Annotated in this window: 3 protein-coding genes; all 3 read right to left on the bottom strand. The window is 39.9% G+C overall.

Annotation, left to right across the window (positions count from 1 at the left end; translation table 11 throughout):
* Positions 1-214 precede the first annotated feature (214 nt).
* From asrC to asrA, 3 genes are read right to left on the bottom strand one after another with little or no spacing between them, the layout of a single operon-like run.
* Positions 215-1186 carry a sulfite reductase subunit C gene (gene asrC / locus ACW6OJ_RS07795; RefSeq protein WP_456096247.1) on the bottom strand — a complete coding sequence of 324 codons (972 nt, stop codon included), beginning with the start codon at positions 1184-1186 and terminating at the stop codon, positions 215-217.
* 11 nt (positions 1187-1197) lie between these two features.
* Positions 1198-1998, bottom strand: coding sequence for an anaerobic sulfite reductase subunit AsrB (asrB, locus tag ACW6OJ_RS07790; protein WP_455105105.1), 801 nt, complete (start codon positions 1996-1998; stop codon positions 1198-1200).
* Positions 1999-2007: 9 nt separating this feature from the next.
* On the bottom strand, positions 2008-3018 hold the full coding sequence (asrA, locus tag ACW6OJ_RS07785; protein WP_455104453.1) for an anaerobic sulfite reductase subunit AsrA: 1011 nt from the start codon (positions 3016-3018) through the stop codon (positions 2008-2010).
* Between the last annotated feature and the right edge of the window lie 14 nt (positions 3019-3032).

Raw genomic sequence — 3032 nt, 5'->3', positions numbered from 1 at the left:
TTGAACGTACTATCATTCAAAACACCAAGCTTTTTCTTAGCTGCACCCGTCAGCTTACCGATTGTTTCATCGTACATAATTACCTCCAAAACATCACTAATATATAATTCAAAATCAATGCTTGTAAACAAGCTCCCCTTATTATGTTACCATAAGGAGAACTCATTTACTATAAATATATTCGAATACCTTATTCCCTATTAAAAACCGATTCCTAATAGTATTTTGGGCCACCCCAATATACGTTCTTGTTTTCTATTGTTTCCTCTGGTAGGTTAACATCCTTTAGGGCCCACTTTCTGTATTCCTGGAAGCCAGTCCTATCAATTATGTAGCCTATATGTTCCTTACCGCCTGGTGCCTTAGGATCAATATATTCCTTAACATAGTCGTAGGTATTTTCTATTATCTTAACTATAGAATCTTCATCAACCCACCTCAACCAGTCTTCCGCTAGTCTAGGGTTTTTCTTACCTGTTCTACCCATTATCATCAGCTTGTAGTACTTTTTAGGGCTTCTTGTCCAAGCATTCATAGGACAGTTAAGTACGCATTCACCACAGCCTATGCACTTTTCTTCATTTCTAATTATCTTGTTGTTTTCACACCTTAGGGCCCCTACTGAATATGACTTACACTTATTTACACAAGCCATGCAAGTTACACACCTATCCATTTCGTATTCAGGTAGGCAAGTACCGATTATACCAAAGTCGTGCATTCTTGCCTTTATACAGTCATTTGGACACCCTGTTAGGGCTACTTTAAAGTGTAGGTCATGAGGGAATATCGCCTTTTCTACTCTCTTGGCAAATTTAGTAGTATTGTACTGGGCCTTTGGACAGACCTTGTTGCCCACACAGGCAGATACATTTCTAGTTCCTGCTGCCCCATAACCTGTTCCCTTTTTATCTTGGTTGATGTCAAGCTTTTCAATTACAGGTTGGATCATCTGGTTTACCTGACCCATATCCTCCATAGCTATACCAAGTATTTCAAATCCCTGTCTAGTAGTTATATGTATCTGACCGTCTCCGTATTCAGACGAAATCTTAGACACTGTCATTAGTGATTCCGGGTCTATCAAACCACCTGGAACCCTGACTCTCAAAGATGTCTGATACTTGTGCTTAGTTATTCTAAAGGCATTTTTCATCACCTTTTTAGTATTCAAATCTCTAATCATGACTCTACCTCCTAGTCTGCTAAGTTCTTAGCAAAATCATAGCTAAATACTGGACCATCTAGACAGATATATGTTGAATCCATCTTACAATGACCACACTTACCTATACCACAGTGCATTCTTCTTTCGTATGAAACCCAAATATTAGACTCGGCCATATTTAGTTTCAAAAATTCTGCAACTGCAAACTTCATCATCATAGGTGGTCCTACAACCACTGCAGATGCCTGGTCTATATCTATGTTTAATTCTGGTATATACTTTGTTACCAAGCCTATATTCCCTTTATAGCCCTCTTCTGCACCATCAACTGTCACTAGGATATCCAGCCTTTGAGCCCACTTTTCAAGGTCCTTGGCAAATAGCACATCTGCTGGTGACTTGAAGCCTACGATTAGTTTGAAGGACTTAAATTCTTCCTTGTGGTCATATACATATTCAATTATACCCCTTACAGGAGCTAGGGCAGAACCACCTGCTACCACAACTAGGTCCCTTCCTTTGTATTCATTAATATCAAAGCCATTACCATAAGGTCCTCTTAATAATAGCTTGTCTCCTGGCTTGTAGCCGAAGATTACACCTGTAACCTTACCTACGTTTCTGATAGTAAGGTCTACATAGTTTGGCCCAATACCTGATACAGATATTGGTGATTCACCGTACCTTGGAAGGGATATCTCATAGAACTGGCCTGGCTTTACCTTGCTAGTATCAGTCTTAGTCCTAAAAGTCCACTCCTTGTCAGTATGCTTTATTATTTCAAGTATTTCACTTGCTACTGGTATATATGGGTTTTTACTATTACACATAATGACCTCCTACTTTTCCAAATCTTTTTCGCTCATGGCCTTGGATACCTTGTCTATAGCCTCTGAGAATGAAATATACTGTGGACAGGCATCATCACATCTGCCACATCCTACGCACATATTGTAGCCAAATCTTTCCTTGAAGTCATGAATCTTGTGCATAGACTTAAACCTCATCCTCTGGCCGTGCTTTTCTCTGAAGGAATGTCCACCAGCTATACTAGTATAGCCGTCAACCTGACATGATGCCCATACCCTTCTTCTCTCACCTACATTTTCATTTTCCCTATAGAAAATATCCTGCATAGAGTAGCAAGTACAAGTTGGACAGGTAAAGTTACACCTACCACAGGCAATGCACCTAGCATCGTATTCATCCCACATCTTGTGGTCCTTCATGTGGTTGAAGTCAACCTTATCAGGCACATTCACCTTAAATAGGTTTTCCTTCACATAATCAAGCTCAAAGTCTGTTGGACTTCCCTCGAACACATTTAGGTCCTCGTCCCTTATATCTAGGAAAATCTTGCCATCCCTTATGTTCATGGCAGCATGGTAGTCATCAGCCCTATTTGAATCCATGCTTACACAGAAGCAGTTTCTATAGGATTCCTGACATCCAACCAAGACAAACTTAACCTTTTCCCTGTTCCTCTTGTAGTAGTAGTCCTCTTCTTCACCATTTCCAAGATAAATCTGGTCTACCCTCTTTACTGCGTTTAGGTCACAAGCCCTAAGGAATACAAGCGTCTTCCTATCATCGATTGAAGACTCTCTGAATTCGCTCTCAGTAAAGTAGAACAAGACCTCGTTAATAGGTAAAAAAGTCTCTTTTGGTGAAAAATTTGACTTTCTATCCCACACCATTTCATCAAAGGAACTAACTACTGAATACTTAACAACATCTGTATCTGAGTAAGTTCCCCTCTGAGGGAAAGCCTTTGGAGCGAATATCCTATATTCCTTGCTTAGGACCTCCAACCCCTTGTCAAACGATTCGAGATTTAACTCTAATTTCATGCAACTTACCTCCT

The organism is Peptostreptococcus sp. (assembly GCF_977045075.1).
Note: the sequence above shows the minus strand (reverse complement) of the source record. Positions and strands in the feature narration are given on the sequence as shown.

Bases quoted from the DNA above. Each gene is read 5' to 3' on its own strand.
- asrC (WP_456096247.1), bottom strand. From the start codon at position 1,186: ATGATTAGAGATTTGAATACTAAAAAGGTGATGAAAAATGCCTTTAGA.
- asrB (WP_455105105.1), bottom strand. From the start codon at position 1,998: ATGTGTAATAGTAAAAACCCATATATACCAGTAGCAAGTGAAATACTT.
- asrA (WP_455104453.1), bottom strand. From the start codon at position 3,018: ATGAAATTAGAGTTAAATCTCGAATCGTTTGACAAGGGGTTGGAGGTC.